Source organism: Sphingomonas citri, from assembly GCF_019429485.1.
GTDB lineage: Bacteria > Pseudomonadota > Alphaproteobacteria > Sphingomonadales > Sphingomonadaceae > Sphingomonas > Sphingomonas citri.
Map to the genome: position 1 here is coordinate 131318 of NZ_JAHXZN010000003.1, position 20129 is coordinate 151446.

The window sequence follows — 20129 nt, forward strand, 5'->3', positions numbered from 1 at the left end:
ATCGAGGTAATAGTTGCCGCGACAGGAGATTGCATCATGACCGTCGACGTCAAGTACAGCACCCGCGCCACCGCCACCGGCGGGCGCGACGGCGAGGCACGTACCGAGGACGGGAAGCTCACCGTCGCGCTCTCGACGCCGAAGGAGCTCGGCGGCGCCGGCGGCGAGGGCGCCAATCCGGAGCAGTTGTTCGCGGCGGGTTATTCGGCGTGCTTCATCGGCGCGCTCAAGGTCGCCGGCCAGCAGCTCAAGGTGAAGGTGCCCGCCGACACCAAGGTGACCGCAACCGTCGGCATCGGTCCGCGTTCGGAGGGCGGGTTCGGCATCACCGCCGACCTGCTCGTCGACCTGCCCGGGGTCGAGCGCGCCGAGGCGGAGCGGCTGGTCGAGACCGCGCACCAGATCTGCCCCTATTCGAACGCGACCCGCGGCAACGTCGACGTCGGCCTCACGCTCGCCTGACGGAGACTCGCTCATGCCCCGCCCTGCCGGAACCGAGGGGTTCACGTTGAACCAGACGATGCTGCGGGTGCGCGACCCGGCGGCATCGCTGGCCTTCTACCAGCAGGTGCTGGGCATGACGCTGCTGCAGCGGCTCGATTTCGAGGACATGCGCTTCTCGCTCTACTTCCTCGCCTTCCTCGGCGAGGGCGAGAGCGTGCCGACGGATCCGGTGGAGCGCGCGCTTCGTCTTCACGCGCGAGACCACGCTGGAGCTGACCCACAATTGGGGCACGGAGAGCGACCCCGACTTCGCCGGCTATCACAGCGGCAACGACGAGCCCCGCGGCTTCGGCCATCTCGGCGTCTCGGTGCCCGACGTCGCCGCCGCCTGCGCGCGGTTCGAGGCGCTCGGCGTGCCGTTCCGCAAGCGGCCCGACGAGGGGAAGATGCGCGACATCGCCTTCGTCACCGATCCCGACGGCTATTGGATCGAGATCCTGTCGCCCGCGAGCATGACCGCGCGCGTCGTCGCGGCGGGGTGACCGTGGCCGGTCAGCGGAACCAGTGGCGCCGCAGGAAATAGATCACCGTCGCCGCCGCGATCAGCGCGCAGACGCCCGCGATCGCGTCGAACGCCCAGGGCTCCTTGGCATAGGGCAGTCCCTCGACGTTCATCCCGTACAGCCCGGTGATGAAGGTCAGCGGCAGGAACACCATCGCCACCACCGCGATCACCAGCCCGCGCTGGTCGAGCTGCTCGGCGCGCAGGTCGGTGAGCGCCTCGTGCACCAGCGCGGCGCGCTCGCGGATCGCCTCCACCTCCTCCGCCATGCGCGCGGCGCGGTCGGCCGCGGCGGAGAGATGCGCGCGATCGTCCTCGGCGAGCCAGTCGCCCGGCAGCGTCGCCAGTTTCTCCAGCGCGGCGCGCTGCGGCGCGAGGAAGCGGCGATAGTTGATCGCCTCCGACCGCACCTTGGTGACGCCGCGGCGCAGCTCGAAGATATGTTCCGCGGTGAGCTTCTGCTCGCAATCGTCGAGCCAGTCGCCGAGGTCGCCGACCACGGGATCGAGGTCCTCGGTGATCTCGGTGGCGAAGGCGCTGATCAGGTCACCGGGGTCGCGGATCGTGCCGTCACGCATCTGCGTCACCACCTCGTCGAGCGCGACCAGATGCTTGCGCGAGACGGTGACGACCCGTCCCTTGGCTGCCCAGATGCGGATCGAGGCGAGCATGTCGGAGCCGTCGAGCTCCTCGTCGGTCCGTCCGCGCAGGTTGACGAAGGCGGCGTCGGCCAGCTTGTCGGCGCGCGGGCGCGTCTCGGCGGCGGTCAGCGAGTCGACGATATAGGGCGGCAGCCCGGCCTCGTCGCGCAGCCATGTCTGCGCGTGTTCGGCGTTGGTGGTGAGGTGGACCCACACGAACGGCGCGCCGCAGCCGAGCGCGCCTTTCACCGGTATCTCCTCGACCTTGCCCTCGCCGGTGAGCCGCCACGCGGTGCCGCTCATCGTTCCTCCTCCATCGCGAGATCGACCACCAGCCCGGTCGCCGGCGCGAGCGGCGGCGCGGCGCATTCCACCCGCTCGGCGTCGGCGCGCGCGCGGTCGAGGATCGCGGGCGGCACGTCGGGGCGGTGGGTCACCACGTCCGCCGCGGCGAGCAGCCGGGCCTGGCGCAGCGTCAGCTCGTCCGGGTCGTGCGAGCGCAGCCGCAGCCGAGCGAGACCGGTGGCGGGCTGCGCCGCGATCACCGCGGCGGCGACGTCGTCGAGCGCGGGCGCGCCAAGCGGGTCGAGCGCGCCGCCGGGCGCGAGCGCGGCGCCGATCGCGCGGCGCCGCTCGCCCATGTCGGGCAGCGCGGCGCGGAGCGCGGGCCGCGCGGCGTGGAGCGCCTCGGCGAGCCGGCCGAGCGATGCGGGCAGCAGCGTCTCGAGCCGCTGGCGCAGCGCCGCGGCCAGCCCCGCCGACACGCCCGCGCTGCCGATCGCGACCAGCACCGGCGCGCGGTCGAGGATCGCGGGGAGGGTGAAGTCGCACAGCTCGGGCCGGTCGACCGCGTTGACCAGCACGCCGCGCGCCTTCAGTCGAGCGACCGCGGCCTCGTCGTCCGCCACCACGGCGAGCCGCGCGGCGCCATCGTCCTCGCCGACGATCACCGCGCCCGCGCGCTCGAGCAGCCGGCGCTTCGCCGCGGCCGGCTCGCCCGCGCCGACGAGGATGACCGGCCGTCCCGCCAGCCGCAGGAACACCGGCAGGCTCGGCAGCGCCGCTGCGGCGTCGCGCGAGTCGCTCACCGGCTCACAGCCACTCGGGCACGCGCTCGGCGGCGAGGATCGTCTCCGCCGCGATCCGGTCCGCCACCACCGCGAAGCGCTCGCCGTCAACCAGCACCTCTGGCACCAGCGCGCGGCTGTTGTAGGTCGAGGCCATCGTCGCCCCGTAAGCGCCGGCGCTGCGGAACACCGCGAGATCACCCTTGGCGACGCGGTCGATCTCGCGCGCCATCGCGAAGGTGTCGCCGGTCTCGCACACCGGCCCGGCGATGTTGGCGGTGACCCGCTCGCCGCTCGGCACCACCGGGTCGAAGTCGTGCCAGGCGTCGTAGAGCGCGGGTCGCGCCAGGTCGTTCATCGCCGCGTCGACGATGACATAGGGGTTCACCACGCCGGGCTTCACCCAGATCACGCGGGTGAGCAGCACCCCCGCGTTGGCGGCGATCACCCGCCCGGGCTCGAACATCAGCGTGACGTCCCAGGCGCGCGTGACGCGGTCGACCATCGCGCCGTACTCGGCGGGAGAGCGCGGCGCGTCGCCCTCCTTGTAGCGGACGCCGAGCCCGCCGCCGAGATCGACTCGCGTGATGCGGTGCCCGGCGGCGCGGAGGGTGGCGACCAGCTCGCCGACGCGGCGGTAGGCCGCCTCGAGCGGGGCGAGGTCGAACAGCTGGCTGCCGATGTGGATCGCCACGCCCTCGAGCGCGAGACCCGGCAGCCCCGCCAGGCGCGCGAACATCGCGGGCGCCTGGTCGATCGGCACGCCGAACTTGTTCTCCTTGCGCCCGGTCGAGATCTTGGCGTGCGTCCCGGCGTCGACGTCGGGGTTGACGCGCAGCACCGCGCGCGCGGTCTCTCCCCGTTCCGCGGCGAGCCGGGCGAGTGCCTCGCCTTCCTCCTCCAGCTCGAGGTTGAACTGGCCGATCCCGGCGTCGAGCCCGCGCACCAGCTCGGCCTCGGTCTTGCCGACACCCGAGAAGACGACCGACTCGGCCGGCATCCCCGCCGCGAGCGCGCGCGCCAGCTCGCCGCCGGATACGACGTCGGCGCCATAGCCCTCGGCGGCGAGCAGGCGCAGGACGGCGACATTGGGGTTGGCCTTGATCGCATAGGCGAGATGCGCGTCGCGCACGTCGGCCAGACCGGCACGAAAGGCGCGGGCGTGATCGCGGAAGGCGTTGGCGGAATAGACGTAGACGGGGGTGCCGACCTCGGCGGCGATGCGCGCCAGCGGCACGCCCTCGCACCACAATTCTCCGTCGCGATAGTGGAAATGGTCCATCAAATCTCTTCTAGCGTGATTCGCGCGGTGCAGGTGAGGAAGAGGTGGCCGGATGTTGGGCGCGTGTCATCGCCCCGAACGTGCCGTCATCCCGAACTCGTTTCGGGATCCACGGTGCCGCACATCCCTCGACCGTGGCGTATGCGGGGCAGTGGATCCCGAAACAAGTTCGGGATGACGGAAGGGGGGTGGATAGCACAGCGAAGCGCCTCGACGCCCCACCATCATCACCGCGGCGGCAGGTCGAACTCGTCGCTCTGGCGCTCTTGCGAGCGGGTGAGCACCTCGCCGGTGCGGCGCGGCCGCGCCTGCACGCTGGGGGTGAGCAGGTCGTTGATCCCCGGCGTCGCGGTCGCGCCATAGGGCGCCACCGGCAGCGGCGTGCCCGGTGCCGGCTTGAGCGCCTGGGTCGAGCCGCACCCCGCCAGCGCGGTCGCCAGCGCTAGAGCGACCGGTGAACGGTACATCGTCATGCCACCTCTCCGGCCCGCTCCGCGCGCGCGGCGGCGATCGCGGCGCGGACATTGTCGGGCGCGGTCCCGCCGAAGCTGCGCCGGCTCGCCACCGAGGCGTCGACCGACAGCACGTCGTAGACCGCATCGGTGATCCGCGCGTCGATCGCCTGCAGCTCGGGGAGCGGCACGCGGTCGAGCGTGCAGCCCAAAGCCTCGGCGCGCGCCACCGCGCGGCCGGTGATATGATGCGCCTCGCGGAACGGCACGTCGGCCTCGCGCACCAGCCAGTCGGCGAGGTCGGTCGCGGTGGCGAAGCCGCTCTCCGCCACCTGGCGCATCCGCTCGGTGCGGAAGGTGGCGCTCTCCACCATCCCGGTCATCGCCGCGAGCGACAGCGCGAGCAGGTCGTGCGCCTCGAACACCGGCGGCTTATCGTCCTGCATGTCCTTCGAATAAGCGAGCGGCAGCCCCTTCATCGTGACCATCAGGCTGACCAGGCAGCCGGTGATCCGCCCGCTGTGGCCGCGCACCAGCTCGGCCGCGTCGGGGTTGCGCTTCTGCGGCATGATCGAGCTGCCGGTCGACCATTGGTCCGACAGCGCGACGAAGGCGAAGGGCTGCGACGCCCACAGCACGAACTCCTCCGCCAGCCGCGACAGGTGGAGCGCGCACTGGCTCGCCGCCATCAGGTAATCGAGCGCGAAGTCGCGGTCACTGACCGAATCGAGGCTGTTGCGAGTCGGCGCGTCGAAGCCGAGTCCGCGGGCGGTGGCGTCGCGGTCGATCGCGAAGCCGGTCCCCGCCAGCGCCGCCGCGCCGAGCGGACAGAGGTTGGCGCGCGCGCGATTGTCGGTGAAGCGCGAGCGGTCGCGTCGCACCATCTCGTGATAGGCCATCAGATGGTGGCCGAGCGTCACCGGCTGCGCCGACTGGAGATGCGTGAAGCCCGGCATCACGCTGGCGGCATGTTCCTCGGCGCGTGCGAGCAGCGTGTCGTCGAGCCGGTCGAGCGCTTCGACCACTTGGTCGGTCGCGTCGCGCACCCACAGGCGGAAGTCGGTCGCGACCTGGTCGTTGCGGCTGCGCGCGGTGTGGAGCCGCCCGGCCGCGCCGCCGATCACCTCGCCGAGCCGCGCCTCGCTCAGCATATGGATGTCCTCCATCGCGAGATCGTCGGGCACGCCCTCGGCGGCGTAGCGCTCGGCCACCTGCGCCAGCCCCGCGTCGATCGCGGCGGCGTCCCCGGCGGAGACGATCCCCTGCGCGCCCAGCATCGCGGCATGCGCGCGGCTGCCCGCGACGTCCTGGCGCCACATCCGCTTGTCGAAGGGGATGGAGGCGTTTATCTCGCGCATGACGGCGGCCGGACCCTCGGCGAAGCGCCCGCCCCACATCTGGTTGGAACCGCTCATGGTCTCGCGTGTCGCGATCGTCTGTCTCCTCGGCGCCGCGCTGGCGGTTGGTGCGTGCGATAAGGGCTCGGGGGACGACGGGCAAGCCGCGGGCAACGCCACCGCCGCCGCGAGCGCGGACGAGGTGCCCGCCACCGCCGCGGCACGCCCCGACAAGGTGGATCGCAGCCACAAGGGCGAGGCCGCGCCCGACGCCGGCTTCGCCACGCTGGCGGGCGCGCCCACGACACTGGCCCAGCTGGGCGGCGGCAAGCCGCTGCTGGTGAACCTGTGGGCGACCTGGTGCGCGCCCTGCGTCAAGGAGATGCCGACGCTCGACGCCGCCGCCGGCGCGCTCGCCGGCAAGGTCCGCGTCGTCGCGGTCAGTCAGGACATGGAGCCGGCGAAGGCGAAGGACTTCCTCAAGGCGCGCGGTTTCGCCCGGCTGGAGCCGTTCCTCGACGAGAAGCTGGCGCTGAGCACCGCCTACGGCGCCAACCTGCCGACGACGATCCTCTACGACACCGCGGGCAAGGAGATCTGGCGCGTGACCGGTGACCTCGACTGGACCGGAGCGCAGGCCAAGGCGCTGCTGGCGGAGGCGGGCTGAGGGCGCGTTCCGACCCGTTGGGGAGGAGAGCGCCTCCCCGCGTCTAATGCTCTGCCGTCGTCCCGGGCTTGATCCGGGATCCATGCCTCCACGACAGCGACGGGGGTGGTGTGCGTGGCACGATGGGCCCCGGGTCGAGCCCGGGATGACGGAACAGGTCGAGAGGCGGTCAAGCCGGGACGTTAGCCCACGGCCGCCTCAACCCCCTCACGCCTCGCCGATGAACGCCACGCCGGGCGCGCGCGCCGCCGCGCCGAAGGGCGACAGCCGCCCGTCACGGCCTACCGAGAAGCCGTCGATCGTGCCGCTGCGCTCGTTGGCGACGAGCAGGCGCGAGTCGAGCACACGCAGGTGGCGCGGCCAGCGCCCGCCGCCCGCGATGTGCTGGATCGGGGTGAGCGCGCCGTCCGCCGCGATGGCGTAGACCGCGACGCTGTCGGCACCGCGGTTGGAGGCGTAGAGCCAGCGCCCGCGTGGGTCGATCGCGATCGCGCCGGCCTGGCTCTTGCCGGCGAAGCCGGCCGGCAGCGTGGAGTGGCGCGCCAGCGCGGTGAAGCGGTAGTCGGCACCGCGGCGCAGCACCGTCACGCTGTTGTCGAGCTCGGCGACGAGATAGGCGAGCGGCAGCCGCGGGTGGAAGGCGAGATGGCGCGGGCCGCTGCCCGCGACGGCGCGATAGGCGGCGCGGGTCTCGCCCAGCCGCGTGCCGGCGGCGTCGAGCCGGTGCGCGAAGATCGTGTCGGCGCCGAGATCGACCGACCACAGCCACTGGCGGTCCGGGCTGAAGCCCACCCAGTGCGCGTGCGGCGCGGGCTGGCGCTCCGCGTCCGGTCCGCGCCCGCGGTGCGGCACCACCTGCGCCGCCGCGCGCGGCAGCCCGGTGCGCGGGTCGAGCGCGATCAGCGCGACGCTGCCGCTGCTGTAATTGGCCACCGCCAGCGCGCCGCCATCGGCGCTCAGCGCGAGGTGGCACGGATCCGCGCCGCCCGAGTCGACCAGCGCGAGCCGCTGCCACGCGCCACCGCGCTCGCGGAGGACCGCGACCTTCCCGGCGCTGCCTTCCTGCACCAGATAATGCAGCCCGAGCCGCGGGTGGCGCACGCCCCAGGAGGCATCAGGGGCGGCGGCCACCGCCGCGTGCGCGCGCCAGGCGCCTGCGGCAGGGGCATAGTCGAGCGGCAGCAGCCCCGCGCCGCCCTCCTTGTTGTAGCCCCCCGCGTAGAGCGCCCGGGTCGCGGCGGGGGCGGCCAGCGCCCCACCGGGCAGCGCGGCGACGGCGGCAGCGCCGAGCAGGGTGCGGCGCGTCAAACGGTCGTCGATCATCATCGTCTCCGGGCTCCGCTCATCCTGGCGCGCGTCCTGTCAGCCGCTCGAGGCAGCGTCGCAGCGTCGCCATCGTCAGCGGCTTGTTGAGGTGGGGGGCGTCGGCGAAGGCCGGGTCGCGATCGTCCGCGTCATAGCCGCTGGCGAAAGCGAAGGGCACCGCGGCGGCGCGCAGCGCGGCGGCGACCGGATAGGCCTTCTCGCCGGCGAGATTGAGGTCGAGCACCGCGACATCGGGCAGCGCGCCCGCGGCGAGTGCCGCCAGCGCCGCCGCGACAGAGGGCGCGACCGCGACCACGTCCGCGCCGTCACGCTGGAGCGCGCGCTCCAGCTGGCGCGCGAGCAGATACTCGTCCTCCACCACCAGCACGCGCAGGCCGGCGAGCGCGGTCACGCCGCGGCGCCGCGCGCCAGCGTCTGCGACACCGGCAGCACCATCGCGCAGCGCACGCCGTCGGCGGTGAGCGCATAGTCGACCGTCGCCTCAAGCTGATAGGGCACCGCGCGCTCGATCAGGTCGCGCCCCTGGCCGACGCGCTCGGGCGTTTCGCCGCGCACCGGCATGGTGACGCCGCGCTCCTCCCAGTCGAAGCGCAGCCGCGGCCGCTCCCCCGCCGCGACGGGCAGCAGCGCCCAGCGCACCGACAGAGTCGCGCCGGGCTGGCTTAGCGCGCCATATTTGAGCGAGTTGGTGATCAGCTCGTGCAGCGCCAGCGCGAGCGTCTGGATCCCGCCCGAGCGCAGCGGGATCCCGCGGGGGCCGGCGAGCGACACGCGCGCGTCCTCGTCCGGCAGCGCGCCGAAGGCGGCGAGCTCGCTGCGCAGCAGCTGATCGAAGCCGACCCGCTCCAGTCCCTCGATCCGCGACAGCAGCTGCTGCACGCGTGACAGCGCGTCGAGCCGCGCCGAGAAGGCGCGCTCGAAGTCGGTCAGGTCGGCGCTCGCCTCCAGCGTGCTCTCCGCCACCGCCTGGATCACGCCCATCAGGTTGCGCGTGCGGTGCTGCAGCTCGCCGATCAGCATCTGCAGCCGCGCCGCGGTGTCGCGCTCCTCGGTGACGTCCTGCGCGATGCCGCCGATATGGCTGACGCGCCCGTCTGGCTCGCGCAGCGGGAAGGCGGTGTTCTTGAGCCAGCGCACCTTGCCGCTGCCGGGGATGCGCGCGCGGAAATCGTGCGTGACTCGCTCGCCCTGGCGGACGCGGCGCAGCGTGGTGGCGGCGAGGTCGCGGTCCTCCGCGATGATCGCGGTCTGCCAGTCGAAGCTCAGCGGCGCGCCGCGCCCGCTCGCCACGCCGACCCCGTAGAGCTTGCGCAGTGCCGGGCTGAGATAGGCGAAGCGCGCGCTGTCGATGTCGAACAGCCACAGCACGTCGGACGAGGCCTCGGCGAACTCGCGGAAGCGCGCCTCGCTCGCGCGGAGCGCGACCTCGACCCGGTCGCGCTCGGTCGTCTCCTCCACCACCGCGCCGATGCCGACGACCTCGTCACCGCTGCGGATCGGGAAGAAATGCTCGCGCCAGCTGCGCTGCTTGTCGCTGTTCGCCGGGGTGCCGCCGTGGACCTCGACGTCGAGCCACGGCTCGCCGGTAGCGATGATCGCGCGCCAGCGCTCCATCAGCGCGTCGATCCCGGCGATGTCGGGCAGCAGCTCGCGCGGGGTGAAGCCGATATGCGCCTCGGGAGGCAGGCCGTTCATCTGCGCGAGGCTGGCGTTGACGCGGACGAAGCGCAGCTCGCGATCCCAGATGCCGAGCCCGAGCGGCGCGGCGTCGAACAGCGCGTCGAGCGCCGCGGCGGCGCTGGGGGCGGGAGGATGCACGGGCGCGGGGCCGGCCAGCGACTCGGCGACCGCGGCGCGCAACGCGGGGCTCCAGCGCTCGGGCGCGCCGAGCGGGGTGGCTGCCCAGTCAAAGTCACCCAGGACGGTGACGGCGGGCACAGGAGGATCGGGGACGTGCATGCCGCAACCTATTGTCTCTCCGCAACGAATAGCAGGTCGCACGGGGCTGCCAAGGGGAGCGCGGCGCGCTTGACCGCGCGCGCGCGTCCCGGCACCTCAGGCGCCATGACCCGCCGCCTCCCGCTCGCCCGCCGCGCCGCCCCGTTCCTGCTCGCCGCCGCGCTGCCGGCGGCCCTGAGCGCGCAGCGCGCGCCCACCGATACGATGGCGAACGAGCAGGTCGCCGGCTACGACTGGGTCCGCCCCGAGGCCGATTACGTGCGCCGCACCGAGATGGTGCCGATGCGCGACGGCACGCGGCTGTACACCGTGATCGTCTACCGCAAAGGCACGCACGACGCGCCGATCCTGCTCAGCCGCACGCCCTATGACGCCGACAAGGCGACCAGCCGCAACCGCAGCCAGCTTATCGAGGAGATCCTGCCCGTCGCCGACGCCGAGTTCGTCGACGACGGCTATATCCGCGTCTACCAGGACGTGCGCGGGCTGGGGAAATCCGAGGGCGATTACGTGATGAACCGGCCGCTGCGCGGGCCGCTCAACCCCACCAAGGTCGATCACGCCACCGACGCCTATGACACGATCGACTGGCTGGTGAAGAACGTGCGCGAGAGCAACGGCAAGGTCGGCATCACCGGCTCGTCGTATCTCGGCTTCACCTCGCTGATGGCGCTGATCGACCCGCATCCCGCGCTCAAGGCGGCGGTGCCGCAGAGCCCGATGGTCGACGGCTGGATGGGCGACGACTGGTTCCACAACGGCGCCTTCCGCACCTTCGGCTTCGACTATGACCTGTCGCAGACGGTCAAGGCCGGGGGCGGCGCGGTGCCCAAGGGCGGTGGCGACGAATATGCCGCCTACCTCGCCGCCGGCTCGGCGGGCGATTACGCGCGCCACTATGGCCTGCTCGACCTGCCGGTGGTGCGCAAGGTGCTCGAGCACCCGAGCTATGATTCATGGTGGCAGGGACAGGCGGTCGACAAGCTGCTCGGCGCCCGCAAGCTGACCGTACCGACCATGCTCGTCGTCGGCCAGTGGGATCAGGAGGACAGCTACGGCGCCCCTGCCGTCTATCAGGCGCTCGAGGGGCAGGACCCCGACAACCAACTCGTCAGCCTGGTGATCGGGCCGTGGCGCCACTCGCAGGTCAACTACGAGGCGCGCGAGCTCGGCCCGTTGAAGTGGGAGGGCGACACGGGTCGGCAGTTCCGCACGCGCTGGATGAAGCCATTCCTCGACTGCCATCTCAAGACCGAGCCGGCGCCGTGCGACACGCCGCCGGTGCTCACCTACGCCACCGGCGAGAACCGTTGGGAGGTGTCGCCGCGCTGGCCCGCGGGGCAGTACCGGCCTCTGTATCTAGCAGGCGGCGCGTCGCTGTCGTGGCAGAAGCCCGCGGCGGGAAGCGACAGCTATGTCTCGGACCCGGCCAAGCCGGTGCCGATGCTGCCGCGGCCGATCCATATGCAGGGCGAGGAGTGGCGCACCTGGCTGGTCCACGACCAGCGCTTCGTCGACGGCCGCCCCGACGTGCTGAGCTACACCGGCGCGGTGCTCAATCAACCAGTCCATATCAAGGGCGCGCCCAAGGTCGACCTGCGCGCCGCGACGACCGGGCGCGACGGCGACTTCGTGGTCAAGCTGATCGACGTCTACCCGGAAGAGAACAGCGCCGACCCGGCGATGGCGGGCTATCAGCTCGCGCTCGGGATCGAGATCTTCCGCGGCCGCTACGTGAACGGTTTCGCCACGCCCGCGGCGCTGACGCCGGGCAAGACCTACAAGTTCGACTGGTCGCTGCCCAACGTCGACCATGTCTTCCTGCCGGGGCACCGCATCATGGTGCAGGTGCAGTCGTCGCTGTTCCCGCTCTACGACCGCAACCCGCAGAGCTGGGTGCCCTCGATCATGGACGCGCGCCCACGCGACTACGTGAAGGCGACGCAGACGGTGCGCTGGGGCGGCGACGCGGCGAGCGCGGTGTGGCTGCCGGTCGCGGACGACTCACCCGCGGGAGCGGCGACCGCGGCGAACTGAGCGCCGCGGCCGCCTGGCGGGTTCAGCCCTTGCCGCGCAGCGTGTTGAGCACCGCGAGTGCGGCGACGCCGACGAAGGCCGCGCTGGTCCACGGCCGCTCCTTGGCGAAGCCGCGCGCCTTCTCGGTCAGCGGCGCGTCGCCGCCGAAATGCGTCTTGAACGAGTCGGTGAGCGCGGTCTTCTTGTTCGACGTGGTGGCGGTGTCGGCCATGCGTATGTCTCCTGCTGGATGCGCGGGCACAACGAACGAGGCGCGATGCGGTGCCGTGACGCGTGGGCGCTTGGCCAAAGCAGATCCTCCCCGCATCGCGGGAAGGATTACCCTCTACTTCAGCCGCAGCGGCGGCGAATAGTCGGTCATGGTCATGAACACGCTGTCGACCTTGGTCACGATCTTGCCGTTGACCTCGCTCGCGGCAGCGACCTTCTGCCACTCCGGGTCGGCGCCGAACGCCTTCCAGTCGGCGTCGCGCGCGGCGCGGTCCGGGTAGGCGAGCACGTAGACGACGCGGCCCTCGGGATAGTCGGCGCTGGGCAGCTCGTTCCAATAAGCGACGTTGGTCATGCCGTGGCGCTTGAAGATGCCGAGCGTGTGCTCACGGAAGCGCGTGTTGAGCGCGGCCATCTTGCCCGGCGCGGGATAATAAGTCCGCAGCTCGTAGAGCGCGGTGCGCGGGTCGAGCGTCGCCTTGGGTGCTGCGGCGGTCAGCGCCAGCGGTGCGAGCAGGGCGAGGGTGAGCGCGATCAGGGCAGGACGCATGCGGCAGGTCTCCGGGACGATAAGTCCGCAGGCTGCGCCGGATTTCGCCGCGGCGCCAGTGACTCGGATCAATCCGCCGGCTCAGCCGTGCGCGCGCACCACCGCGCGGGTGACGTCACCCATCAATCGAAGTCGCGCGCGCAGCGGCGCGCGGGTACGCGCGATCAGCACCGCCACCGCGTAGCGATGCCCATCGGGCGCGGTGAGCAGCCCCACGTCGTTGGTGCCCGTCGCGGTGCCCGCCAGCTCCTGCCCCGTCCCGGTCTTGTGCGCGAGCGTCCAGCCGCGCCCCAGCCCCGCGCGCAGTCGCAGCGGGCCCGTACGGCTCGCGCGCATCAGCGCCAGCATCCGCGCGGTCGACGCCTTGCTCAGCAGCCGCCCCTGCGCCAGCCGCGCGAGCCCGAGCGTGACACCGTCGGCCGAGGCACCGTCGGGCGGGCTGGCGACGTAGCGGTCGAGCGCGCGCCGCCGCGCGGCGAGGCTCAGCCGCGCCCGCGCGCGCAGGAAGCCGTCGCCGCCGGCCCAGGAGTCTCGCCACGTCAGCCCGGCGGTGCGCGCCTGGAGCAGCCGCTCGCCGGGACCGAAGGTGACGCCGGTGATGCCCTTTCGCGTCAGCGTTCGCCGCACCGCGGCGGGGCCGCCGACTTGGCGCAGCAGCACGTCGTTGCAGGTGTTGTCGCTCCGTGTCAGCGCGCAGTCGAGCAGGCCGGCGATCGTGATGCGCAGCCCGCCCGCGCCGACACGCGCGCGGATCGGCTGGTGGAACAGGGTGAGGTCGGCGCGCCGCACCGTCACGGTCTTGCGCAGGCTGAGCGTGCCGCGGTCGATCGCGTCGAAGGTGGCGAGCGCGACCCACAATTTGCTCACGCTCTGCTGTGGCCGGCGCGTGCCGCCCTGCCACGAGACGGTCCAGCCGCGGTCCACGTCGCGCACCGAGATGCCGACCGCGCCGGGGAAGCGCTGGCCGAGCGCCTCCACCGCGTTGAGCAGCCGCGCCGGTGGCTGCGGCCGCACCGCGCCGCGGTCGCGCGCGGCGGCGGGCTCGGCCAGCGCGAGCGCGGCGAGCAGCGGGGCGATCAGGCGGCGGGGAAGCATGGCTACGGCAACCTCATTCTCATGATCACGGGCGCCTGATTCAGGCAGGTAAGGCGCCGACTTCTCCCATCGTCATCCCGGCCCCGAGCCGGGATCCATGCTACCGCGCACCGACCGGCGGCGATTCACGCGGCACCATGGATGCCGGGTCAAGCCCGGCATGACGGGCTCAAGGGCGGGGCTCACGGACGAACGGTCTGGCTCTAGCCGGCTCGCGCGATAAGGAAAGCGCGCGCCGGCCCAGCACGGCCGACACGAACCGGCAGCAGCACTGGCCTATTGCCTCCCTCCGCAGCACGTGGCACCGCTTTCTCATACCAAAAGTTACTATTTCGCCCGGAGACGATCCCGTGACCCTGAAGAGCGTGCTGCTGGCGGCGACCGCCGGCCTCGTCCTCGCCGCCCCCGCGCTGAGCCGCGACCAGTCGGCGCCCGCTGCCAGCCCCGCCGCGGCGCCCGACGCCGGCGCGACCCGCTACGGCGCCTGGGGCTTCGATCTCACCGGCATGGACCGCAGCGTCCGCCCCGGCGACGACTGGTTCCGCTTCGTCAACGGCGCCTGGGTGGCGCGCACGCAGATCCCGGCGGACCGCTCCTCCTACGGCGCCTTCGCGGTGCTGCGCGAGCTCTCCGAGCAGCGGCTGCGCGCGCTGATCACCGGTTATAGCGCGAGCGATGCCTCCCATCCCGACCGCGCCAAGGCGGCGCTGCTCTACAACGGCTTCATGGACACCGCCGCGGCGGAGCAGGCCGACGCCGCGCCGCTGGCCGAGCGGCTGCGGCCGATCGCCGCAGCGGCGAGCAAGGACGATATCGCGCGGCTGATGGGCCGCTCGGTCGGCGGTTTCGGCGCCAGCTTCGTCAGCGCCGGGGTGAGCGACGACGCCAAGCGGCCCGAGGTCTACGCGCTCTACCTGCGCCAGTCGGGGCTGGGCCTGGGCGACCGCGAGCTGTACCTCGACCCCAAGTTCGCGCCGCAGGTGGCGCGCTACCGCCAATATGTCGCGCAGATGCTGACGATGGCGAACTGGCCCGACGCCGCCGCCGCGGCGGAGCGCGTGGTCGACATGGAGACCAAGCTCGCCCAGGCGCACTGGACCCGCGCCGAGAGCCGCGACCGCGACAAGACCTACAACCCGATGATGCTCGCCGAGTTGAAGGCGCAGGCGCCGGGCTTCGCCTGGGACGCTTACTGGCAGGCCGCCGGACTCGGCGCGGCGGACCGCGCGATCGTCGCGCAGAACACCGCCTTTCCCAAGATCGCCGCGCTGTTCGCCGCGACCGATCTCGCCACGCTCAAGGCTTGGGCGGCGTTCCGCACCGCCGACGACGTCGCGCCGCTGCTGTCGCGCCGCTTCGTCGACGCCGAGTTCGACTTCCGCTCCAAGTTCCTCAACGGCCAGCCGCAGCAGCGCGAGCGCTGGAAGCGCGCGGTCGGCTTCACCGAGAACGCCATCGGCGAGGGCATCGGCCGCGACTATGTCGCGCTCTACTTCCCGCCCGAGTCGAAGGCGAAGATGGACACACTGGTCGGCAACCTGCGCGTCGCGCTCGCCGGGCGGATCAAGAACCTGGCGTGGATGAGCCCCGCGACCAAGACTCAGGCGCTCGACAAGCTCCAGGGCTTCACCGTCAAGGTCGGCTATCCCTCGAAGTGGCGCGACTATAGCGGGCTGGAGGTGCGCGCGGGCGATCTCGTCGGCAACGCCGAGCGCGCCACCCGCTTCGAGTGGGACTATGACCGCGCCCGCATCGCGCGCCCGGTCGACAAGGCCGAGTGGGGCATGACGCCGCAGACGGTCAACGCGTACTACAGCTCGGTGAAGAACGAGATCGTCTTCCCCGCCGCCATCCTCCAGCCGCCCTTCTTCGATCCCCAGGCCGACGACGCGATCAACTATGGCGGGATCGGCGGCGTGATCGGCCATGAGATCAGCCACGGCTTCGACGACCAGGGCCGCAAGTCGGACGGGCGCGGCGTGCTGCGCGACTGGTGGACCGCGGAGGACGCGACCAAGTTCGAGGCGCAGGCGGCGCGGCTCGGCGCGCAGTACGAGGCCTACACCTTCCCCGGCCTGCCCGGCGTCCATATCAACGGCCGCGCCTCGATGGGCGAGAACATCGGCGACCTCGGCGGCGTGCTGATCTCGCTCGACGCCTATCACGCCTCGCTCGGCGGCAAGCGCGCGCCGGTGATCGACGGTTTCACCGGCGACCAGCGTTTCTTCCTCGGCTGGGGGCAGGTGTGGCGCACCCTGTTCCGCGACGAGGCGCTGCGGCAGCAGCTCGTCAGCGACCCGCACTCGCCGGGGCAGATCCGCGCGGTCAACCCGCTGCGCAACGTCGACGCCTGGTATGCCGCGTGGAAGATCGACCCGTCGCAGAAGCAATATGTCGCGCCGAAGGACCGCGTGCGGATCTGGTGAGCGGGCGTCGCGTCGTGGCGTGAGTCGGCAGAAGGCCCGTGTCTCCCTTTCCGTCATCCCGGACTTGATCCGGGATCCATGGTGCCGCGAGCGCCGCAGCCGTTGCTCCCGCGGAGGGATGGATCCCGGATCAAGTCCGGGATGACGGTGGAGGAGGGGCGCCTCACTCAGCAGCAGCACCTCAACGCCCGCACGTCACCGACGCGGGGGCCACCGCGCGCACGTCGCACCGCGGGCGCCCGGCGACGCTGACCTGCGCGCCCTGGATCGCCACCACCCTCGCCGCCTGGGACGCGGCGGCGCGCACGATCGAGTCGCCCGCGCCGCGCACCGTCAGCCGCTGCGTCGCCAGCGCGCGCGCGTCGATCGTGCCGGTACCGTTGGCGACCACCGTCGCGTCGGGCGCTGCGCCGGCTAGCGTGATGACCGCGTCGCCCGCCAGCGTCGCGCTCACGCGCGCCACGTCGAGCGCGGCCACGTCGATCGAGCCCGCCGCCGCCGACAGTTCGACTCGCTCGCCGCGCATCGCCGCGATCGTCACGCGTGCCGGCGTGTAGACCGCGACTCCGACGAGCCGCGGCGCGACCACCGTCACCACCGCGCTCGCCGGCCCGCCGCGCAGCACCAGCGTGCCCCCGCTCGGCTCCACCTTCAGCGCGTCGAGGGCCGCTGGATCGGCCGCGCTCGCGCTGACGCCCGTACCCACTCCGCCCGGTCCTGCGGTGACGACCCGCACCGTCGCGGGGGTCTCCACCCGCAGCCGCTCGACCGTGGCGACCGGCCAGCGCCGCTCCGCCGCGCTCGCGGGGACGGCGGCGAGCGCGGGCAGCGCGGCGGCGAGGATCAGCCGCCGCACCGCACGCTGCCCGAGCCCATCTTGCGCACCGAGCAGCGCGCCCGCGCGCCGAGGTCGACGTCGCCCGACCCCATCGCCATCACCTCGGCCCGGCCGTCGACCGTCGCACGGACGCTGCCCGAGCCCATCACCTTGATGTCGGCGGCCTTGGCGACCAGCCGCTCGCCTGCCACGTCGCCCGAGCCAGCGATCGACACCTCGAGGCGATCACTCTCACCGGCCAGCGTGACGCCGCCCGAGCCGGCGATCGACAGGTCGAGCGTGCCCGTGCGGCCGGTGAGGGCGGCGTTGCCCGACCCGGCGATCGAGACGTCGGCAGCGTCGGCCCGCAGCGCCGCCACGGTGAGGTTGCCCGAGCCCGCCAGCTTCGCCTTGAACGCGGACGCCTCGACGCGATCGACCGAGAGATTGCCCGAGCCCGCTAGGATCGCACCCTTGATCGCGGGCAGCGTCACCGTCACCCGCGCGTGCCCGCGCGAGCGGTCGTTGCGGCGCGACACCCGCAACGTGTTGCCGTCGCGCGTGATCTTGAGTTTGTCGAGCGCCTCGGCGTCGCCCTCGGCGGTGACGGCGAAGCCGCCGCCGACGCGCACGCTGACATCGTCGCTGCCGGCGAGCTCGACCGAGTCGAAGCCGGCGGCCTGGAAGCTGCGCTGGTTACCGCTGCCCGTGCCTGGGATGCCGGGGCTATCGTCCTGCGTGAAGCTGTTGCCGCAGGCCGCCAGCGGCAGCAGTGCGGCGGCGATGATCGCGCGCATGTCCTCTTCTCCCCTACGTGTATTGCGGCACTAATACACAGCGATGGGACACGCAAACGAAAAGGGGCGGCCCGCGGACCGCCCCCGCTCTCATTCGACCCGGTGCGGCGGGTTACGCCGGCACCTTGTCCTTGTTGTAGATCGCCGCGGCCTTGCGCAGGATCTCGAGGATCTTCTCCTGCGCCGCCGGCTCGTCGATCTGCTCCATCGCGGCGAGCTCGCGCGCGAGGCGGCTGCACGCGCCCTCGAAGATCTGGCGCTCGGAATAGCTCTGTTCGGGCTGGTCGTCGGCGCGGAACAGGTCGCGCACCACCTCGGCGATCGAGACGAGGTCGCCCGAGTTGATCTTCGCCTCATATTCCTGCGCGCGGCGCGACCACATCGTGCGCTTGACCTTGGGCTTGCCCTTGAGCGTCTCCATCGCCTCGCGCATCGTCTTGTCCGACGAGAGCTTGCGCATGCCGACCGACTCGGCCTTGTTGGTGGGAACGCGCAGCGTCATGCGCTCCTTCTCGAACCGCAGCACGTACAGCTCCAGCTGCATGCCCGCGATCTCCTGTTTCTGCAGCTCGATCACACGGCCGACCCCGTGCTTGGGATAGACGACATAGTCACCGACATCGAAATGCAGAGCCTTGGCAGCCATAGGAGGCCTTTCCAATGTTAGGGCTCCCGCAGCCCGCTGCGACCCGCGCCGGCAAGCACCGCGGAACGGACTGACGAGGGGAGCAGAAGGTTTGACGTCTCCAGGGACGCGAGAACGAATGCGCCCGTGCCGGCCTCTTATAGCAACTCGGCAATAAAATTTCCAGCCCCAATGGGGCAGGGAGGCTGACGCGAGGGAACCTTTTTACAGTTTCGCGTCGCCCGATGCGGCGAGATGACCCGTTTCGGTGCACTCAGCCGGTGGTCGGCGGGCGGAAGAAGCCCGCCGGGAAGGGCGCCTGGCGCGGCCCCGCAGGATCGCGCAGGTCGTTTCGCACGCCCGCATCGGCGCTGAGCGGGATCGCCATGCCGTCGGTCGTCTCGAGCAGCGCGAACAGCTTGGCACTCATCCGCGCGGCCAGGTCCTCGTGGCCCGGGCGGGCGAGCAGATTGTCGCTCTCGTGCGGGTCGGCGGCGAGATCGTACAGCTCGTCCAGGTCCCAGATGCCGTGGAAATGCATGTACTTATACCGATCCTCGCGGAGCGCGTGGACGGTCGGTGTCTGCGGAAAGTTGCGCTCCCAATAATATTCGTAGAGCAGCTCGCGCCGCCACGGCACCGCGCCGCCGCGCGCCAGCGGCAGCATGTTCGCCCCAGCCATGTCCGTGGGCGCGCGCAGCCCCGCGGCGGCGAGCATCGTCGGCGCGACGTCGATGTTGGCGACCACCTGCTCCACCACGCTGCCCGCGGGGAACAGCGACGGGCAGCGCGCCAGCATCGGCACGCGCATCGATTCCTCATAGGCGGCGCGCTTGTCGATCAGCCCGTGCTCGCCGAACATGAAGCCGTTGTCGCCCATGTAGAGGATCAGCGTGTCGTCGAGTTCGCCGCGGCGCTCGAGCAGGTCCATGATCCGCGCCAGCCCCTCGTCCACCGCGAGCAGCGTCTCCATGTAGCGCTTGTAATAGTCGCCGATGTCGAGGGTGCCGTGATAGGGGTAGCCGACGCCGTGCCAGCTGTTGCGCTGGTTCTCGACCCACATCGGGCGTCCCGCCACGCCCGGCTTCATCGACGCCGGGTAGCGGAAGGTCTCCTTGTCATAGCGGCCCTTGTGGCGCTCCGCCGGGATGAACTCGGAATGCACCGCCTTGTGCGCGAGGTGCATCATCCACGGCTTGCCCTTCGGCCGCGCGCCGAGCCAGTCGAGCGCATAGTCGGTCAGCTCATCGGTGATATAGCCTTTCTGCGCTACCTTCCGGCCGTCGACGTTGAGCCCATTCGCCTCCGGCAGGTAGCTGCCCTGGCCGCGAAAGCTGACCCAGCGGTCGAAGCCGGGCTGGGGCGAGTCGCCCTCCTCGCCCATGTGCCATTTGCCGATGAAGGCGGTGTCATAGCCCGCCGCCTGGAGGTACTCGGGATAATAGACCAGCCCGGGCGGGATCGGGTGGTTGTTGTCCACCACCTTGTGCTGGTGCGCGTACAGCCCGGTGAAGATCGAGGCGCGGCTCGGCGAGCATAAAGCGGTGGTGACGAAGGCGTTGCGGAAATGCGTGCCCTCGCGTGCCAGCCGGTCGAGCGTCGGCGTCTCGCCGAAGTCCTGCGCCTTCATGAAGCCCATCGCGTCGTAGCGATGATCGTCGGTCAGCACGAACAGGATGTTGCGCGGCTTCGTGCCTGGCACGCGCGCGAGCCGGCGGGAGCGGCGCGGCGCGGGTGTCGCCGCCTCCGCCGCGCCCGCCGCCCAGCTGTACAGCCCGAACGCGCCGCCGGTCCCCGCCAGCAGTACGCCGCGTCGGCCCGTGTCCTCCGCCATC

General features: G+C 71.9%; 20 protein-coding genes and 1 pseudogene. 6 read left to right on the top strand and 15 right to left on the bottom strand.

Annotation, left to right across the window (positions count from 1 at the left end):
* The first annotated feature begins 36 nt into the window (after positions 1–36).
* From KZ820_RS11065 to KZ820_RS21900, 3 genes and pseudogenes are all read left to right on the top strand, one after another.
* The gene (locus KZ820_RS11065; RefSeq protein ID WP_219748686.1) at positions 37–462 is read left to right on the top strand and encodes an organic hydroperoxide resistance protein; all 426 of its coding nucleotides are present in this window, start codon (positions 37–39) and stop codon (positions 460–462) included.
* Positions 463–520: 58 nt separating this feature from the next.
* Positions 521–607 (top strand): annotated as a pseudogene (locus KZ820_RS22315) (VOC family protein); the annotation flags it as partial.
* Between the two features lie 109 nt (positions 608–716).
* On the top strand, positions 717–986 hold the full coding sequence (locus KZ820_RS21900; RefSeq protein ID WP_258048117.1) for a lactoylglutathione lyase: 270 nt from the start codon (positions 717–719) through the stop codon (positions 984–986).
* Positions 987–996: 10 nt separating this feature from the next.
* Here the strand turns inward: KZ820_RS21900 and KZ820_RS11075 are convergent, their stop codons facing one another.
* The 5 genes from KZ820_RS11075 to argH all read right to left on the bottom strand — a co-directional run bounded on the left by KZ820_RS11075 (position 997) and on the right by argH (position 5845).
* The gene (locus KZ820_RS11075; RefSeq protein WP_219748687.1) at positions 997–1950 is read right to left on the bottom strand and encodes a zinc transporter ZntB; all 954 of its coding nucleotides are present in this window, start codon (positions 1948–1950) and stop codon (positions 997–999) included.
* A complete protein-coding gene (locus KZ820_RS11080) occupies positions 1947–2735 on the bottom strand; it encodes a precorrin-2 dehydrogenase/sirohydrochlorin ferrochelatase family protein (RefSeq protein ID WP_373369021.1) in 789 nt (262 codons plus the stop codon). The genes KZ820_RS11075 and KZ820_RS11080 overlap by 4 nt, the downstream gene beginning before the upstream one ends.
* 4 nt (positions 2736–2739) lie before the next feature.
* Entirely contained in the window at positions 2740–3996 is a 1257-nt protein-coding gene (gene lysA / locus KZ820_RS11085; RefSeq protein ID WP_219748688.1) for a diaminopimelate decarboxylase, read from the bottom strand.
* A 227-nt stretch (positions 3997–4223) separates the two neighbouring features.
* Positions 4224–4469 (bottom strand): hypothetical protein, encoded by a 246-nt coding sequence (locus KZ820_RS11090; protein WP_219748689.1) that lies wholly within the window; start codon positions 4467–4469, stop codon positions 4224–4226.
* Positions 4466–5845 carry an argininosuccinate lyase gene (gene argH, locus KZ820_RS11095; RefSeq protein ID WP_219748903.1) on the bottom strand — a complete coding sequence of 460 codons (1380 nt, stop codon included), beginning with the start codon at positions 5843–5845 and terminating at the stop codon, positions 4466–4468. The genes KZ820_RS11090 and argH overlap by 4 nt, the downstream gene beginning before the upstream one ends.
* Before the next feature lie 16 nt (positions 5846–5861).
* On the opposite strand from argH, the gene KZ820_RS11100 reads away from it, so the two are divergent.
* Positions 5862–6452, top strand: coding sequence for a TlpA family protein disulfide reductase (locus KZ820_RS11100; RefSeq protein ID WP_219748690.1), 591 nt, complete (start codon positions 5862–5864; stop codon positions 6450–6452).
* 207 nt (positions 6453–6659) lie between these two features.
* Here the strand turns inward: KZ820_RS11100 and KZ820_RS11105 are convergent, their stop codons facing one another.
* Genes KZ820_RS11105 through KZ820_RS11115 form a run of 3 tightly spaced genes read right to left on the bottom strand, consistent with a single transcriptional unit; the run spans position 6660 to position 9737 of the window.
* Positions 6660–7778 (bottom strand): lactonase family protein, encoded by a 1119-nt coding sequence (locus KZ820_RS11105; protein ID WP_258048092.1) that lies wholly within the window; start codon positions 7776–7778, stop codon positions 6660–6662.
* Positions 7779–7794: 16 nt separating this feature from the next.
* Positions 7795–8169, bottom strand: coding sequence for a response regulator (locus KZ820_RS11110; protein WP_219748691.1), 375 nt, complete (start codon positions 8167–8169; stop codon positions 7795–7797).
* Entirely contained in the window at positions 8166–9737 is a 1572-nt protein-coding gene (locus KZ820_RS11115) for a sensor histidine kinase (RefSeq protein WP_219748692.1), read from the bottom strand. Before KZ820_RS11115 ends, KZ820_RS11110 begins: the two co-directional genes overlap by 4 nt.
* 105 nt (positions 9738–9842) lie before the next feature.
* On the opposite strand from KZ820_RS11115, the gene KZ820_RS11120 reads away from it, so the two are divergent.
* Positions 9843–11774: a CocE/NonD family hydrolase gene (locus KZ820_RS11120; protein ID WP_219748693.1), complete on the top strand. Its 1932-nt coding sequence runs from the start codon at positions 9843–9845 to the stop codon at positions 11772–11774.
* Between the two features lie 22 nt (positions 11775–11796).
* Here KZ820_RS11120 and KZ820_RS11125 read toward each other — a convergent pair whose 3' ends face one another.
* From KZ820_RS11125 to KZ820_RS11135, 3 genes are all read right to left on the bottom strand, one after another.
* Entirely contained in the window at positions 11797–11985 is a 189-nt protein-coding gene (locus tag KZ820_RS11125; RefSeq protein WP_219748694.1) for a hypothetical protein, read from the bottom strand.
* 114 nt (positions 11986–12099) lie between these two features.
* A complete protein-coding gene (locus KZ820_RS11130) occupies positions 12100–12534 on the bottom strand; it encodes an NIPSNAP family protein (protein ID WP_219748695.1) in 435 nt (144 codons plus the stop codon).
* Positions 12535–12615: 81 nt separating this feature from the next.
* The gene (locus tag KZ820_RS11135; protein WP_219748696.1) at positions 12616–13629 is read right to left on the bottom strand and encodes a serine hydrolase; all 1014 of its coding nucleotides are present in this window, start codon (positions 13627–13629) and stop codon (positions 12616–12618) included.
* A 350-nt stretch (positions 13630–13979) separates the two neighbouring features.
* On the opposite strand from KZ820_RS11135, the gene KZ820_RS11140 reads away from it, so the two are divergent.
* Entirely contained in the window at positions 13980–16055 is a 2076-nt protein-coding gene (locus KZ820_RS11140; protein WP_219748697.1) for a M13 family metallopeptidase, read from the top strand.
* Positions 16056–16236: 181 nt separating this feature from the next.
* On the opposite strand, the gene KZ820_RS11145 is transcribed toward KZ820_RS11140, so the two are convergent.
* From KZ820_RS11145 to KZ820_RS11160, 4 genes are all read right to left on the bottom strand, one after another.
* Complete coding sequence (locus KZ820_RS11145; RefSeq protein WP_219748698.1) at positions 16237–16911, bottom strand: GIN domain-containing protein; 675 nt, start codon at positions 16909–16911, stop codon at positions 16237–16239.
* The gene (locus tag KZ820_RS11150; RefSeq protein WP_219748699.1) at positions 16899–17669 is read right to left on the bottom strand and encodes a head GIN domain-containing protein; all 771 of its coding nucleotides are present in this window, start codon (positions 17667–17669) and stop codon (positions 16899–16901) included. Before KZ820_RS11150 ends, KZ820_RS11145 begins: the two co-directional genes overlap by 13 nt.
* 112 nt (positions 17670–17781) lie before the next feature.
* The gene (locus KZ820_RS11155; protein WP_132908544.1) at positions 17782–18315 is read right to left on the bottom strand and encodes a CarD family transcriptional regulator; all 534 of its coding nucleotides are present in this window, start codon (positions 18313–18315) and stop codon (positions 17782–17784) included.
* Positions 18316–18568: 253 nt separating this feature from the next.
* Entirely contained in the window at positions 18569–20128 is a 1560-nt protein-coding gene (locus tag KZ820_RS11160) for a sulfatase family protein (RefSeq protein WP_219748700.1), read from the bottom strand.
* Position 20129 lies beyond the last annotated feature (1 nt).

Coding starts and splice junctions, on each gene's coding strand:
- KZ820_RS11150 (WP_219748699.1), bottom strand. CDS start 17,669: ATGCGCGCGATCATCGCCGCCGCACTGCTGCCGCTGGCGGCCTGCGGC.
- KZ820_RS11115 (WP_219748692.1), bottom strand. CDS start 9,737: ATGCACGTCCCCGATCCTCCTGTGCCCGCCGTCACCGTCCTGGGTGAC.
- KZ820_RS11075 (WP_219748687.1), bottom strand. CDS start 1,950: ATGAGCGGCACCGCGTGGCGGCTCACCGGCGAGGGCAAGGTCGAGGAG.
- argH (WP_219748903.1), bottom strand. CDS start 5,845: ATGTGGGGCGGGCGCTTCGCCGAGGGTCCGGCCGCCGTCATGCGCGAG.
- KZ820_RS11090 (WP_219748689.1), bottom strand. CDS start 4,469: ATGACGATGTACCGTTCACCGGTCGCTCTAGCGCTGGCGACCGCGCTG.
- KZ820_RS11105 (WP_258048092.1), bottom strand. CDS start 7,778: ATGATGATCGACGACCGTTTGACGCGCCGCACCCTGCTCGGCGCTGCC.
- lysA (WP_219748688.1), bottom strand. CDS start 3,996: ATGGACCATTTCCACTATCGCGACGGAGAATTGTGGTGCGAGGGCGTG.
- KZ820_RS11130 (WP_219748695.1), bottom strand. CDS start 12,534: ATGCGTCCTGCCCTGATCGCGCTCACCCTCGCCCTGCTCGCACCGCTG.
- KZ820_RS11125 (WP_219748694.1), bottom strand. CDS start 11,985: ATGGCCGACACCGCCACCACGTCGAACAAGAAGACCGCGCTCACCGAC.
- KZ820_RS11135 (WP_219748696.1), bottom strand. CDS start 13,629: ATGCTTCCCCGCCGCCTGATCGCCCCGCTGCTCGCCGCGCTCGCGCTG.
- KZ820_RS11120 (WP_219748693.1), top strand. CDS start 9,843: ATGACCCGCCGCCTCCCGCTCGCCCGCCGCGCCGCCCCGTTCCTGCTC.
- KZ820_RS11155 (WP_132908544.1), bottom strand. CDS start 18,315: ATGGCTGCCAAGGCTCTGCATTTCGATGTCGGTGACTATGTCGTCTAT.
- KZ820_RS11100 (WP_219748690.1), top strand. CDS start 5,862: ATGGTCTCGCGTGTCGCGATCGTCTGTCTCCTCGGCGCCGCGCTGGCG.
- KZ820_RS11065 (WP_219748686.1), top strand. CDS start 37: ATGACCGTCGACGTCAAGTACAGCACCCGCGCCACCGCCACCGGCGGG.
- KZ820_RS11160 (WP_219748700.1), bottom strand. CDS start 20,128: ATGGCGGAGGACACGGGCCGACGCGGCGTACTGCTGGCGGGGACCGGC.